Origin of the sequence: Enterococcus sp. DIV1094, from assembly GCF_017316305.2 — a bacterium.
GTDB lineage: Bacteria > Bacillota > Bacilli > Lactobacillales > Enterococcaceae > Enterococcus_B > Enterococcus_B mangumiae.
Genome location: NZ_CP147250.1, coordinates 739,080 through 752,510, shown reverse-complemented (window position 1 = coordinate 752,510; position 13,431 = coordinate 739,080). Strand labels below are relative to the sequence as shown.

14 protein-coding genes and 2 pseudogenes are annotated in these 13,431 nt (G+C 35.9%); 8 read left to right on the top strand and 8 right to left on the bottom strand.

The annotated features are described in order from the left end of the window. The first annotated feature begins 39 nt into the window (after window positions 1–39). The 3 genes from DOK79_RS03690 (at window position 40) to DOK79_RS03680 (ending at window position 4,060) form a co-directional block, all read left to right on the top strand. Window positions 40–1,365, top strand: a complete 1,326-nt coding sequence (locus DOK79_RS03690; protein WP_206854974.1) for an Ig-like domain-containing protein — start codon at window positions 40–42, stop codon at window positions 1,363–1,365. Between the two features lie 59 nt (window positions 1,366–1,424). Continuing rightward, a complete protein-coding gene (locus DOK79_RS03685; RefSeq protein ID WP_206854971.1) occupies window positions 1,425–2,126 on the top strand; it encodes a WxL domain-containing protein in 702 nt (233 codons plus the stop codon). Between the two features lie 911 nt (window positions 2,127–3,037). Next, on the top strand, window positions 3,038–4,060 hold the full coding sequence (locus DOK79_RS03680) for a bacterial Ig-like domain-containing protein (protein ID WP_206854969.1): 1,023 nt from the start codon (window positions 3,038–3,040) through the stop codon (window positions 4,058–4,060). Window positions 4,061–4,490: 430 nt separating this feature from the next. On the opposite strand, the gene DOK79_RS03675 is transcribed toward DOK79_RS03680, so the two are convergent. From DOK79_RS03675 to DOK79_RS03650, 6 genes and pseudogenes are all read right to left on the bottom strand, one after another. Beyond that, window positions 4,491–4,586, bottom strand: coding sequence for a type I toxin-antitoxin system Fst family toxin (locus tag DOK79_RS03675; RefSeq protein ID WP_206854966.1), 96 nt, complete (start codon window positions 4,584–4,586; stop codon window positions 4,491–4,493). A gap of 117 nt (window positions 4,587–4,703) precedes the next feature. Then, window positions 4,704–5,263: pseudogene (locus DOK79_RS03670) on the bottom strand (recombinase family protein). A 47-nt stretch (window positions 5,264–5,310) separates the two neighbouring features. Then, entirely contained in the window at window positions 5,311–6,039 is a 729-nt protein-coding gene (locus DOK79_RS03665) for a LytR/AlgR family response regulator transcription factor (RefSeq protein ID WP_206854962.1), read from the bottom strand. A 13-nt stretch (window positions 6,040–6,052) separates the two neighbouring features. Continuing rightward, window positions 6,053–7,325: pseudogene (locus tag DOK79_RS03660) on the bottom strand (sensor histidine kinase). A gap of 161 nt (window positions 7,326–7,486) precedes the next feature. After that, complete coding sequence (locus DOK79_RS03655; RefSeq protein ID WP_206854959.1) at window positions 7,487–7,894, bottom strand: type II toxin-antitoxin system death-on-curing family toxin; 408 nt, start codon at window positions 7,892–7,894, stop codon at window positions 7,487–7,489. Beyond that, window positions 7,891–8,124, bottom strand: a complete 234-nt coding sequence (locus tag DOK79_RS03650; protein ID WP_206854956.1) for an addiction module antitoxin — start codon at window positions 8,122–8,124, stop codon at window positions 7,891–7,893. Before DOK79_RS03650 ends, DOK79_RS03655 begins: the two co-directional genes overlap by 4 nt. A 270-nt stretch (window positions 8,125–8,394) precedes the next feature. Here DOK79_RS03650 and DOK79_RS03645 point away from each other — a divergent pair, with 270 nt between their 5' ends. From DOK79_RS03645 to DOK79_RS03630, 4 genes are all read left to right on the top strand, one after another. Then, a complete protein-coding gene (locus DOK79_RS03645; RefSeq protein ID WP_206854954.1) occupies window positions 8,395–8,583 on the top strand; it encodes a type II toxin-antitoxin system HicA family toxin in 189 nt (62 codons plus the stop codon). 34 nt (window positions 8,584–8,617) lie between these two features. Beyond that, window positions 8,618–9,004, top strand: a complete 387-nt coding sequence (locus DOK79_RS03640; protein WP_206854952.1) for a type II toxin-antitoxin system HicB family antitoxin — start codon at window positions 8,618–8,620, stop codon at window positions 9,002–9,004. Window positions 9,005–9,105: 101 nt separating this feature from the next. After that, complete coding sequence (gene mazE / locus DOK79_RS03635; protein WP_206854951.1) at window positions 9,106–9,318, top strand: type II toxin-antitoxin system PemI/MazE family antitoxin; 213 nt, start codon at window positions 9,106–9,108, stop codon at window positions 9,316–9,318. A gap of 262 nt (window positions 9,319–9,580) precedes the next feature. Next, a complete protein-coding gene (locus DOK79_RS03630; protein WP_206854949.1) occupies window positions 9,581–11,512 on the top strand; it encodes an acyltransferase family protein in 1,932 nt (643 codons plus the stop codon). Between the two features lie 112 nt (window positions 11,513–11,624). Here DOK79_RS03630 and DOK79_RS03625 read toward each other — a convergent pair whose 3' ends face one another. After that, the gene (locus DOK79_RS03625; protein ID WP_206854947.1) at window positions 11,625–11,912 is read right to left on the bottom strand and encodes a GIY-YIG nuclease family protein; all 288 of its coding nucleotides are present in this window, start codon (window positions 11,910–11,912) and stop codon (window positions 11,625–11,627) included. Beyond that, window positions 11,902–12,636: a tRNA1(Val) (adenine(37)-N6)-methyltransferase gene (locus tag DOK79_RS03620; RefSeq protein WP_206854944.1), complete on the bottom strand. Its 735-nt coding sequence runs from the start codon at window positions 12,634–12,636 to the stop codon at window positions 11,902–11,904. Before DOK79_RS03620 ends, DOK79_RS03625 begins: the two co-directional genes overlap by 11 nt. 131 nt (window positions 12,637–12,767) lie before the next feature. Between DOK79_RS03620 and DOK79_RS03615 the strand changes: the two genes are divergently transcribed. Further along, window positions 12,768–13,403, top strand: coding sequence for a lysophospholipid acyltransferase family protein (locus tag DOK79_RS03615; protein WP_206854941.1), 636 nt, complete (start codon window positions 12,768–12,770; stop codon window positions 13,401–13,403). Window positions 13,404–13,431 lie beyond the last annotated feature (28 nt).

Sequence of the window (13,431 nt, the reverse complement as noted above, 5' to 3'; positions counted from 1 at the left end):
ATAAATCAAGTGAACTTAGAAGAGTTGAGGAGTTTAATGATGAAAAAACGCTTTATGGTTATCTTTTTAGGATGGATGATTGTGACTTACGCAGTTTTATCACCAAGTATGACAGTTCGTTCGGAGACGTTTGGAACAACGGAACCACCAACCGTAAATAAGATAACCGATCAAGATCGTTATCTTATAGGACATGGTAGACCGTATGCTTTAGCTGTAGCTGTGATTGATACAGCTGTGTCATGGAATTATGCGGATCGTGAAGGTAATTTTCAGATTGATTTGAAAACCGTACATGAGGCAGGTACCAAAATCAAGGTTTATCAAAGTGATCATGGCAATACTAGTCCGCCAATTTATGTTTATGTAGAGAAGGGGCAATCCGAGCTGCCAGCACCTCCTAATGTGGATCCAATCCATGAACAAGATCAAGTAGTGACTGGAACAACTACGCCATTTGCTTTAGTCAAAGTAAATATTAATGGAACCTACTATCAAAAAAATGCAGACGGGTTAGGAATATTCAGTATACCGATTGCTCATTATCCGGTAGGTACATCTGTGACTATTGTAAGTGAAGTTGATGGACGTGAGAGTCAACCTGTGACAGTTTATATTTTGGCCAATGAACAAATGGAGTTAAGCATGCCAGAGATTGATCCAGTCACAGATAAAGATATAAAAATCACAGGAAAAGCAGATCCAGATGTAATTGTCCACCTAATGATCCGAGGTGACAATTACGAGAAAAGAACGGATAAATCTGGAGCATTCACCATTCAACTAGATCACACGTATCACGTAGGAAGCGAGATTGAAGTGCATACATCCGATGATCAAAATCGAAGAAGTCCAACACTCTATACAAACGTGATTCAAGGGGAATTGGAGTTAGGGGTCGATTATGTCACTAGTATGGACACCTCCGTCTCTGGCTGGGCCCCCATTGGCACATTGATCGATTTACAAATGGGCGATCGTGCGTATAGTGGTTCTACGGATCTACTAGGACATTATGGCATTCCACTAGCACAAAGCTATGAAGCCAATACAAAAGTACATGTCAAAGCAACGGATCCTTTAACTGGAAATACAGCTGAAGTGGACACACTCGTTTATCCGAGAGATCCCTCGATTTACAGTGTGCAATCAGGTGCAACTACTATTAGTGGTGTAGCTGATCCATACGGGTATATAACAGTTCACTTCTCAAATGGACAAGGTACTTTTACGAATGATGCAGATGCAGCTGGAAATTACCAAGTGATAGTGCCATCAGAGCTAGTAGTCAAAGGTGCGACAGTTTATGTTAGCCAAGTAAAGAATAGTTTAACTAGTCGTGAATCTTCCTTAGTAATCAACTAAATTCTTTATTGACTTAAAAAGAGAAAGCTGACTATCACCAATAGGGAGGCGAAAGATTAATGAAACAAGTGAAAAATTTTTTGTTTATGGTTGTCTTATTGATCGGCCCATTGATAAGGACAGAAAACATCCATGCAGCAGATCAACAATCTGCCCAAACGAATACGGAAGCGAATGTCAAAGCCGGCGATATCAATGCAATCAATGATTCTCCGATTGTCCGTCCTTTCGATCCAAACGATATTACCCATTATAAAGGACAGCTTGGGTTTATTTATGCCTCTCATTTTGATTTTGGCGAGATAAAATTGACGGGAAAAGATATTGATGTACGTCCGATTAACAGAGTTTCCGCGAATAACGGACAAACCGTTCCTGTAAACTATTCGATTGAAACGCTTGATACAAGAGGGACCGGGAGTGGTTGGGATTTGATGGTCGATTTGTCTGGTTTTCATTCGACAGATCCAGGTGACTCCAATAGATTAAAAGGAGCACGACTCACTTTGCCTGTGGGCCAAATAGCCACTACTGAAGGATTGAAACCTACTGGATCGGTTACCCCAATCCCTTTTTCATGTACTTTAGACGCAGAGGATCAAATAGATGGAAAAATTCTACTAATGGCAGCTGCCAACCAAGGAATGGGGCATTGGGCAGAGATTTGGCATCCTGAACAAATTCATTTGAAAGCTCCACTTTCACAGTATTTAGGTTCTTATAAAGCGAAGTTGACATGGACATTGATAGATAGTATTTAGAAGCTTTGCTGGACTTCCGGACTCGTGTGTGAAGCTGCATCGTTATAACTACCTGGGACAATAGCCTATGATATAGATGATTAGAAAGTGAATATACGATGGGCTTTTATAGATAGTGATTTAACAGATTTATTCTAAGCACTCCCTGATAAGTTAACCGAAGATTAATTTGTCAGGGAGTTTTATATTAAGTGAATATACTCAATACTATATTATTGGCTTCTCAATTCATTCTCTAAAAAGAGATGACTAACATTATTAATGCTTATAGGGGTACATGGAACATAGAAACGAAATAGTGCGGTAGTGTACAAAAGACGAACATTACTAGAAATCCTCTATATTTAATGGGCGTAATTCCCCATTGGATAGCCCATCTTCATATCGGAACGTATACTTGTCGACAAAATTAATTTGATCACTTATTAATAGATGAAAAAATTTTGGAGGTAATCACTCTGAATGAAAAATAAGAGCAACTATTATAGAATTTTACATTTAACTGCTGAAACGGGGTGGTTAGATTCTCCAGAAATTGTCAAAGAGGTTCAAGCGATAGGCGTAACTATTTTAGATGGACGTGCTTCGCCCATGAACCTATCAATATGCAAATGGAATAAGAGTCACTGATCAAAATAACGATGTCAGAAACTACACGACAATCAATGACTGCACAGCTAAAGAACAGCTGTGTTGAGTGTCATTTTTGTATTTAAATAGCAAAATTTTTCGTCTATAAATGACAAAAATAACAAATTTAATCGGGAATTCATATTGTATGATGCCAATCTGTACGGTTAAAGTCAAATTTATTTTATGCTTTAGATAAAATTTGAGTAATCGCTTACAGTTTATTATAATTAGTCATTATGAATGAGGGGAAAAATATTTATTTTATAGGAGGTTTTTTTATGAAACAATGGAAATGGATAATAGTATTAGGCTTGTTACTTTTAACAACGATTGGTTTGTTAAGTGTTCCCTCACTAAATGTATACGCAGAAGTTAGAGGAATTGATGCTAACAAATCAGCTCCTACAGGTGATCCTAGCATCAGCTATCCACAAATTAGTATTCGTACAAATAGAACACCAGAACGAACAAATTTAAATGAAATCATACAACGTGCAGATGATGCAGCCGAACAATTTCCAATTGAAGAGCAGGATCAGCGAGCACAAGCAGTATTTGAAGAGTTAACTTCTTATTTTGGAAGCGGTAGCTTAGGACATGCTTGGGTTATTATATTTAATAGTGATAAACCTGGTGATTATACTTCTTACGGTTTTCATGATAAGTATGGGTTTGTAAAAAATGGTACTGCAGGGGATCAAAATGATAGACCTGATAGAAAATTTAATGTAGCTCTTACAGTTCCCCTTAAAAATTCAGAAGAAGTTCAAGTAAATTTAGAGAAAAATGTAATACCAAATTTAATTGCACAAAGCAATATGGTTGCAACAGCTATGGGATTACCTATTAATGAGGCCAGCGGTGTTTACACTCCAATTAATAATTGTTCATGGTTTGCAGGGAATGTTTGGAATGCGGTAACAGATGAACAAGTAGTTTTTGAGCAAGAATTTAATGGTTCTGATCATGCTTATAACTGGGGAATGCCATTCTTAAATGATGTAACTCGCATTGGTGATCCTGGAATGATTGCTGAAAGTATTTCTGAAAAAAATACAGCAAAAATCACTTTAAAAGACGTTACTTTACATGTAGGAGATAAATGGGAAAGAAGATTACCGTTTGTTTCTTGTTTAGATGAACATGGAAATTCAGTTCCTTGGGAAGACGGGAGAATAACATCGAATAACTTGAATATTGATACTAGCAAACCTGGAATATATAGTAATATAAAATATACATTCAAAGGAGCACTTGGTAATGTGGATTCAAATCCTATTACTATCAAAGTTATTGAATAAAAGCATATCGAAGACTTAACAAATAATCAATACTTTAAAAGTTAGAGTGTGCAGAAAATGATATTTTCTGGTTTGGATGAAAAAAACTATTCATTAGCAAAAAATGCAATTGATGTGAGATTAAAAAGTACAAATACATTATTAACAGATTTTCAGATAAACTAGAAATATTTATAAAAAGATACCTATGCCACAAACATATGTAAAAAGCCCAACAGGGTATACCTGGATAATCAAAAGACAAATTGAGCATACATTACTAATTATATGAGGTCATTTAAGTTGAGCCATTGATTTATTGATGCTATAATATGAGTGCGAAATGAGATAAGCTATATACGAATAGCACAAAAGCCAACCCTATTGCGAGTAGGGTTGGCTTTCTTTATGTTCGTTGCGACTCCGAACATGTGGGTTAGAGACAACTTGCTTAGTTATCGTCTTTCTCGTCTAACAAGTGAGAAACTAGTTCAATGACCAGCCCAACAAAAATTGGTGCGATAACCAATGAGATAAGCTCTTTCACGAAAAACACCCCCAATCAGGGGCAAGTTGCAAAAAAAGATTATACCATGAAAAAACGCTGGTACAAAAAACTCAGAGAATTACTTTACGATATTTCCCTTTTTATTCGGTACACAGTTTATCTCGTAACATTGTGATCCTTTGCAATCTTTGAAATAGCGACTCCATTCTCAAGATCCTGAACGATGCTTTTATAAACAAGGCGACGTTGAGGATCTTTTGTGGTTACACTGTATAATTTAGGACGTCCTTTTAGACGCCGTTTGCCTTAGCAATCTTAATCCCTTGTTCCTGGCGTCGTTTAGATTCTGTACGTTCCTGCTCGGCAATCATGGCCAAGATCTGAATGATTAAGCCTTTGATGAATTTATCCAGGAGAGGATTTTCGATTGCTTCCGTCATGATTGGTAAACTAGTGATGGTTAGTTGCACATTTTTCTTTTTGAGGTAATTGACTGAGTTAATGATTTCGTCATAATTTCTTCCTAGACGATCTAAACGCCAAACTACGAGAGTATCTCCAGAACGAACAAAATCGATGGCCATTTCTAATCCTGGTCCATTACTTTTTGCTCCAGTCATATGATCGGTAAAAATTTTCTCACAACCAAATTTTTTTAAACTATCTTCTTGTAAATCTAAATTTTGTAATCCAGTAGACACAGACTGAGTGAGCACTTCAGTTTGTGTGGTATTTTATATAAATAGCCAATTAAATTTAATTTTCAAGTAATTAGTTTTTTCAGACCACGAATGGATACTGGAATAATGTCCCCGTTTTCTAAAGTGACTTCCCGTATCTTTTTATTAATCAGTTGAATATTCTGGGTATTTACTACAAATGATTTATGGCAACGAATAAAGTGATGGTTTCTATCTTCAATCTCTTTTATGTTGCCATAGAACTGTAATTGACTATAAGGGAGATGTACCTCTAATTTATGAGGTACACCAGGAGAAGTAGAAAAGTATTGGATATCTTTAACAGGTAAAAATTTGATTTCATCGTTGAATTCGATTTTAAACATCTCTTTTTCTAAAGGAGCTATTTGAAGATCTTTAAATAGCTTGCTTAAAATATGTTCGATATTATCTTTTAAATGTAAACTATCTTTCTTGATAATATAATCAGTGGGTTCAATATTATTTTTTAAAATAATCAACGAAAGATCAGTATAAGAAGTGACATAAATTATTTTACCAGATGGATCAAGATCACGAATTTTTTTACCGAGTTCGATCCCATCCAATTCACTGTCTTTTAATTCGATATCTAAAAAATAAATACCGAAAGGAGATGTATTTATTTGAACACTTGTGAGTAAATCTTGGGAATTTGAAGTGACGAAATGGATATAGCAGCCTAAGTTTTCGATTATGATTCGATTCTTTATGACAGTAGTTATCATCTCCAGTTGTTTCGGATCATCTTCACATATATATATTGGAATCATTAAAAAGCTCCTTTTAATGTGTTTGTATATAAATTGTTTGAGAAAAACGCTGATTTTCAATTGAAGTTTCAATCAATAGATAAGGGTTCGTTTTTGCCAACTCATCCAGAATATGTAGACCTAGGCCTTCATTTTTAGGATTGCTCTTTGTAGAAAAACCCTTTTGTTTTAATTGGTTAAGTGGGAGTGTATTGATAGTTGTATTAACTACTCGAATAACTAACGAATTTTTCTTCTTTAAAATTAACAATTCAATTTTTTTCTTTTTTGTCACAGCAGCGCCTTCTGTTGCGTTATCTAAGACAATACCAAGTATACGAACTAAATTAACCGTATGCTTGGAATCAATTTTGACTTCTTCAGGTATGGTTATCTGTAGAGAGATACCTTTCTCTATTGCCATCATTAATTTTAATGACAATACACTTCTTATTTCTGGTACATTTATTTTATCTAATAAACTAAGATTTGCTGGGGAAAGATTCATTATCTCACGTGTAGGTAATATATTTTGATCGTAATAATTTTTTAGCCCTTCCAGATCCCCTTCACTAATATAACTATTCATCGAAAATAATAGATTCTGATAGTCATGCTTGAATTCTCTAAGTTCTTGATAATTTTTCTCAATATCTCTTATATAATCTTGTTGTAGCTGGATACGTTGCTCCAATAGTTGTTCTTCCATTTTTGCATTTGAAATTTTCCAATAATAAATAAAAATAATTAAACCAATACATAAATATAGAATAAAAAAAGTAGTATTTAACGCAAGTACTTCCGGATTTCCTCCCGAAAAACGAGTATATAATATAATAAGTTGAAAGAATAAATACACCGATTGTACCGATTATTTGGTAATCAATTGCATAAGACCAATTATCAAGGGCTTTTCTAAAACTATAAGCAAGGATAAAAGACAAAAGAGCTGAAAGTGCAATATGAAAGTACTGCGAGGCGTCTCCGGGTTCGATCACGGAAGAACCAAGTACTATAAAGTCTCCTATACTTGCTAGATGATCTCCTAGCAGAGAAGATAATAATCCCAAAGTTAAAGCATAAACTAATTGTCGATGTGATGAAGATAAAAAATGGAATATCATAGCTAACATAAAAATTGCTATTAGTGTAGAAAAAATACCAAATATTGGGTACAAGAAACTTAATAAGATAGCATTTAAGCAAGTAACAATTAGAAAAAGAGATTTATGTACTATTTGATGATTAATGAGTAATATACAAATGGTATAAATGAAATATTGTAAGGCTATAGGCCACAAAAACATAGAATACATCTTCTAATGTGTTTTCTAAAATTATAGCATAAAGCTTATAATGTATTTTTTTAGTAATTAATTTGACCTTTTCAACTGTATAGAAAATTACCGTTTTCTATACAGTTGAATGCAAATTATTATTTAATCATAAAAAACACATACGAAGTCGACTAACTTGGCTTTGTATGTGTTTTTATCATAATCAAGACTTCTTCTTTTAACTGATCAAAGGCACCATCATAAATAGCAATATTTATCACTAAATCAATTGCTTTTTTCTCTGGAATAGTTAGAACGTAACCATTAATCTTTAGGAATACAAATAATGCTAAGAAAGCAGTTCTCTTATTTGCATTATGAAAGGGACGTTTCTTAATCAATTGTAACAGTAGCATCGTTGCTTTCTCATAAATGGAAGCGCTAATTTCCTCACCAAAAGCAGTTACTTGTAGTTGGCCAACACACATTTCTAAAGCATCAGGATCTTTTACACCAATTGGTTCATTAGGAGAGTATTTCTTTATCTGGATCACATTCATTTTTATGATATCTCTAGCTTCAAGATACTTTACGGTCATTTATCCACCAGTCCTTTGAAAGTTGTGTCATAATCCATTAATGCTTGGGCTATTGCCACATCGATTTCATCAGATATAGGCTGTTTCTTTGTAATTGCAGCCTTCAGTTTCTCTTCATCTAAAAAAACTGTATCCCCAGGTTTCAATCCATTTTCTTTAAGAAAGTCTTTTGAAATAGTCAAGACCACTGAATTTCCTACTTCTCTAAATTTTCTTTCTTTAATAGGCATATGAATCTCCCTCTCTTTTTTTGTATATACAGTGTATACGAACAGTTTTTCGAAATCAATTTTGTAGAATCCTTTATTTTTAATTTGTATAGAAAGGTTAAATAAAACCACTAGCCCGCTACTAATATAGAAACTGACTTATCTTACATATTAAGATGTTGTCACTAAAAAAAATGTAAGAGCATTTTTGAAGTTTCGTTGAAGGTATAGTGTGTACCTTCACAGTGCGCCCAGTACGTGCTAATATATAATAGTCAGGAGGTATGTGCAATGCCCATGACAATCAGAGAAGCAGAAAAGCTACTGAAAGATGCTGGCTTTGTTGAAGTGAAAGGTGGGAAGGGCTCACATAGGAAATTCACTAAAAAGGATTATCCTAGACCCGTTATCCTTACTAGCCATTCAAAAGAGTTATCTAGAAGAGTAGAAGATTCTGTTCGAAAAGCAGTGGGCATTTAAGCCAGCTGTGCTTTTACGAAAGAAGGGGAGATGAATGAAAAAAGTTTATCCAGCTATTTTTGAAAAGGATCCTGTTGGATATGGAATTTATTTTCCTGATATCGAAGGAGCAGTGACACAATCAAAAGATATTATCGAGGGGTTAGAAGTTGCATCGGATGCTTTAGGGATCATGCTCGGAGATTTAGTTGAGAATAATAAACCTTTGCCAAAACCAACTAATATCAATGATCTTTCGATTGATTCTGAGCGTGAATTTGCTACTTTGATTTCTGTGGATCTAAATGATTACTTAAAAGATGTCCAACTAGATAAAAAGACAATAAAAATTCCTCATTGGTTGAATGTGCGTGCAACAAACGAAGGCATAAATTTTTCAAAAACAATGTCTGAAGCCTTGGTTCAAAAATTAAAGATATGACACAAAAGAGAACGATCATCTGTCTGCTAAAGGACAGGTGATGTTTTTTCGTAATAAGTATTCATAAGTGCGTACAGTAATCGTAGAAAAGGAGTGATAAGGTGCTTACAACGAAATCAAGACGACAACGCAGTTCTGTAATAATTGATCTACCTACCGAAAATCAAGTATATATTGTCGTCTATTCAGAAGATGGAACAATTAATTTGATTCCCAAGATCAAAGATCCATTCGAAGGCAAAGAAAAGGCGGAGTATTATGAAAAAGATCAATGGCAGGCTTTATCTTGTAAAAGGAAAGAAATTGTTTTCTAATGAAGCCAATATCAGTTGATTTGGTTTCTATTATTCAAAGTAAATAGTTTTTGTTTATGATTTTTTGTCTCCTTCATACGAAATAATAAGTCAACTTGTTATATTTGAAATTTTGTTAAGGTTGCTAAAAAAAGTGTTCTTTTTAGACAAACTATGGGATTATAGTATAAAGTGGCAACTTTTATGAAGTTTTTGCTTGCTATTTTTTTGTAATGCACGTATATTACGAATGAAAAAAGTTTATGAAAAGTTGGAATATTGAATGGAAAAACAAAAAAGATTAAAAAGTAGCCGGTATATCACTGGCTTCGATGGGATTCGTTCATTAGCGGTCATCGGAGTTATTTTGTACCACTTGTTGCCAACAAGTATGAAGGGTGGTTACCTTGGAGTTCCGATATTTTTTGTCGTTTCAGGTTATTTGATTACCGATCTCTTGCGACAAGAATGGGAACAAAATGGTAAAATCAGTATTTGGCAATTTTACGTGCGGCGAATGAAACGATTGTATCCTGGACTCGTTTTCTTGCTTATTACTGCTTCAGCATATATTACGATATTCCAGCGAGGATTATTGAATAATCTTCGGGGCGTTGTACTTAGTAGTTTATTTTATGTCAATAACTGGTGGCAGATCAATAATGGTTTATCCTATTTTGATCGATTTGCAAATGAGTCACCGTTTACTCATATTTGGTCATTAGCAGTAGAAGGGCAGAACTATCTGATCTGGCCGATCATCTTTGTTTTTTTGATGGCAGTTGTCCGTAAGAAAAAATGGATTTTTTATACGATCATGGGAACAGCGATTGCTTCAGCTATTTTGATGATGGTGTTGTACTCGCCAAATGGTGACCCGACTCGTGTCTACTATGGAACAGATACACGTTTGTTCTCGATTTGGATGGGGAGTGCGTTGGCTTTTATTTGGCCAAGTACTCGATTGAAGAAAAACATTCCGAAACAAGCAAAGAAGGTACTGAATATAGCGGGGTTCACCTCATTGATCACACTGATTCTCTTTTTCTTTTTCTTAGATGATCATTTGAGCTTTATCTACTATGGGGGGCTATTTTTAGTCAGCCTTTTATGTATGGTTCTTGTAGCAGTTACAGCGCATCCAGGTGCGAGCTTGAATCGTTGGTTGACCAATCCGATATTTACTTGGATCGGTAAGCGAAGTTATGGGATTTATTTGTACCAATTTCCAGTGATGATTTTTTATGAAGCAAAGGTATCAGGGATCGCGGATCATGTTTTCTTGCATACAGTCATTGAGATCACATTGATCTTATTGATCAGTGAGTTGTCCTACCGCTTTATTGAACGTCCATTGGCGCGTTTTGATTATGGTCAAACGTTTCGTGTTGTCAAAGGTTGGTTTACTAAACCTATCTTCAGCTGGAAAAAGCCTTGGGTGGTTCCTGGAACATTAGTCGTAGCGATTGCGTTAGTAGGGTTCGTAACCGCACCTAAAAATGCAGTGACAGCTGATCAGGAGCAATTACAAAAAAATATTGCTGAAAGTAAAAAATTAGCTGAAAAAAGTCAGAATAACCAAGGAAACAACGTGGCGCCTATTGACCAAGCGATTTTGGATAAATACGATTTGTCCAAAGAGCAAGGTGAAAAAGCGCAACAATTAGAGTTGACTGCATTTGGTGATTCAGTCATGTTAGATGCAGCAGCGGATTTAAAAGAATTATATCCACAAGTAGTCGTAGATGGTGATGTTGGTCGTCAATTATACACAAGTCTTCCGTACATCGAAGAATTAAAAAATCGCGACTTGTTGAAGGATACGGTATTAGTTGGTTTAGGAACAAATGGTTCTTTCTCTGAATCGCAATTCGATAGTTTGATGAGTGCGATCGGGGATCGTAAGGTTTATTGGGTCAATGTCCGCGTTCCAACGAAACGTTGGCAAAATGAAGTCAATGCGATGCTGGCAGAAATGGAAAAGAAATATGACAATATGACAGTGATCGATTGGTATTCGTATAGTAATGCTCATAATGAGTGGTTCTATGATGACCAAGTCCATCCTAATCCAGATGGAATGTTGAATTATATCCATTTAGTCAGCGAAGCGCTATTAGGTGAAACAAAGGGGTCTGAGACAAATCAAACGAGTGAGACTTCTTCAACTAGTACGAGCGACACGACTTCTGATAGTACTCAAGCAAGTGAATAAAAGAGACGATGTTGACCTGAGCAGTCAGATGAATCTCTAAAAAAAGAATGCCTCAACGAAAAATCGTTCTTCGATCTTTTGTTGAGGCATTCTTTTTCTCTAAAAATTTCTTTTACGATGTTTGATCTGGCAAAGGTAGGGAAGGATGGGTCTTCAAATAGCTTTCTTTTTGACGTCGCGTTTGTTTCTTGAATGCTGCTTCGGCTTTTGTGGCTTCACTTCTTGTGGTGTATGCTTCCGCATGGATCATTTTTACAGGACGTCTTTTTTTCAAACGTGTGTATTTAGCACCTATGCCTTTATTATGTTCTTGTAAACGGCGAGCCAAGTTAGTGGTATAACCGCCATAGAACGTATTGTCTTGGCAATGCAGCACATAAAAGTAATGGTTATTTTCCATAAAGCATCTCACGGAGTTCAGGTGTATACTCACCTTGCGCATCATAAGTAAATAAGGGGGGAGCGACTTTAAAACCGTCTACTTTTCCTTGCTTGATTCCTTCAATCAGTAAAATATTGGCTTCTTTTCCTGCTTTAGGATAGACGAACTGGACGCGTTTTGGTGCAATCTGATAGGTTTGCATAAGTGCCAAAATCTCCAAGAAGCGATCTGGCCGATGTACGAGAGCAAAACGACCATTTGTTTTTAATAGTTTACTTGAGATTTGGATCACTTCTTCCAGTGTTGTGTGGATTTCATGTCTGGCGATGGCTAAATGTTCATTTGGATTTTTTTTGTTGGTAGGCAACCCTTTGAAGTAAGGGGGATTACAAACGACTAAATCACAAGAATTATGCCGCACAACTGATAAGCTCTCTTTTAAATCAATGGTATGCACGGTCATTTGTTGTTCTAAGTGGTTCAGTGAGATGCTGCGGCGCGCCATATCAGCTAAACGTGGCTGTAGTTCGATCGCATCGATCTTTGCTTTTGTTTGTTTGCTTAAAAATAGTCCGACTGCACCATTTCCTGCACAGAGGTCAACGACTTGTCCTGTTTTTGGGACACGAGCAAAATTGGCAAGTAAGACGGCATCTATAGAAAAGGAAAAAACTTGGGAACTTTGAATAATCTTAATATCTTTTGCATATAATTGGTCAATACGTTCATGTTCGTGAAGCATCTGATTCCCTCCAAATGAAAAAACTAATCGTATGTAGTATACTATTTTTGATCAAAAGAACCAAGAGAACTTGTCAAATCAGTCTTTTTTAGGCATACTATAGGAACGAGAACCAAAGAAAGGAAGAGGTTATGTTTTATCGATTTATGCGCGGGGTCGTTAAAGTGATCTTAGCTGTTATCAACGGCAATGCCCGCTATGAGAATAAAGAAGTCTTACCTAAAGACGAGAATTACATACTCGTTGCCCCACACCGTACTTGGTGGGATCCATTGTATCTGGCTGTGGCTGCATCACCTAAATCATTTAGTTTTATGGCAAAAGAGGAACTGTTCAAAAATCCTGTGCTGCGATTTATCTTGACCCGTTCAAATGCGTTCCCAGTTAAGAGAGAAAATCCTGGACCAAGTGTGATCAAGACGCCAGTCAAGATTTTGAAGTCCACAGATCTGGGATTGATCATGTTTCCAAGTGGAACAAGACATGCGACTGAATTAAAAGGCGGAATGGCGTTGATTGCCAAAATGGCAAAAGTAAAAATCGTCCCTGCAGTGTACCAAGGGCCACTAACGTTGGGTGATCTATTCAAACGAAAACGTGTGATTGTTCGTTTTGGTGAACCGATCGACTTGTCAGACATCAAAAAAACTGACAAGGAAGGGATGGCGGAAATCGAGCGACGTACCCAAGCGGCGTTTGATCAATTAGACAAGGAAGTAAACCCTGATTTCAAATATGAAATCATTAAAAAGAACGAATCAGAATAAATGAAGATGAAAGCGATAAGAGAAACGG